1 protein-coding gene is annotated in these 1,240 nt (G+C 69.4%); it reads left to right on the top strand.

Annotated elements, in window-relative coordinates:
* The coding region (locus tag ACZ6KF_RS34030) for a 2-oxoacid:acceptor oxidoreductase family protein (protein WP_469242038.1) at positions 1 to 1,240 on the top strand (1,240 nt) is incomplete at both ends.

Below are 1,240 nucleotides of genomic sequence, written 5' to 3'. Positions count from 1 at the left end.
CGCCGTCTCGACCGGGTGGTCATCAGGTTTGCGGGGGACTCGGGTGACGGGATGCAGTTGACGGGTGACCGTTTCACGTCCCAGACGGCGTCGTTCGGTAATGATCTGTCGACGCTGCCGAATTTCCCGGCGGAGATCCGGGCTCCTGCGGGGACTTTGCCGGGGGTGTCGTCGTTCCAGCTGCATTTCGCCGATCATGACATCCTGACGCCGGGGGATGCGCCGGATGTGCTGGTGGCGATGAACCCGGCGGCGCTGAAGGCGAATGTGGGTGATCTGCCGCGGGGTGCGGAGATCATCGTGGACACGGACGGGTTCACGAAGCGGGCGCTGCAGAAGGTCGGGTATGCGCTCAGTCCGCTCGAGGACGGTTCGCTGGACGCCTTCCGGGTGCACGGGGTGCCGTTGACGACGCTGACGGTCGAGGCGCTGAAGGATTCGGGGCTGGCGCGCAAGGAGGCCGAGCGGAGCAGGAACATGTTCGCGCTGGGTCTGCTGTCGTGGATGTATCACCGTCCGACCGAGGGCACGGAGCGGTTTTTGCGGGCGAAGTTCGCGAAGCGGCCGCAGATCGCCGAGGCGAACATCAGGGCGCTGCGGGCGGGCTGGAACTTCGGGGAGACGACGGAGGATTTCGCGGTCTCCTACGAGGTGGCGCCGGCGGGGCGGGCGTTCGCGCCGGGCACCTACCGCAACATCTCCGGCAATCTGGCCCTGTCCTACGGGCTGATCGCGGCGGCGCGGCAGGCGGATCTGCCGCTGTTCCTGGGCTCGTATCCGATCACGCCGGCCAGTGACATCCTGCACGAGCTGAGCCGGCACAAGAATTTCGGGGTGCGCACGTTCCAGGCGGAGGACGAGATCGCGGGGATCGGGGCGGCGCTGGGGGCGGCGTTCGGGGGGTCGCTGGCGGTGACGACGACGTCGGGGCCGGGTGTGGCGCTGAAGTCGGAGACGGTCGGGCTGGCGGTGTCGCTGGAGCTGCCGCTGCTGGTGGTGGACATCCAGCGCGGGGGGCCGTCGACGGGGCTGCCGACCAAGACGGAGCAGGCGGATCTGCTGCAGGCGATGTTCGGCCGCAACGGCGAGGCCCCTGTCCCGGTGGTGGCGCCGTGCACGCCGGGGGACTGTTTCGGTGCGGCGCTGGAGGCGGCGCGGATCGCGCTGGTCTACCGCACGCCGGTGTTCCTGCTGTCGGACGGCTACCTCGCCAACGGTTCCGAGCCCTGGCGCGTTCCCG

The sequence above is a fragment of the Streptomyces sp. NPDC046379 genome (assembly GCF_055587785.1).
Note: the sequence above shows the minus strand (reverse complement) of the source record. Positions and strands in the feature narration are given on the sequence as shown.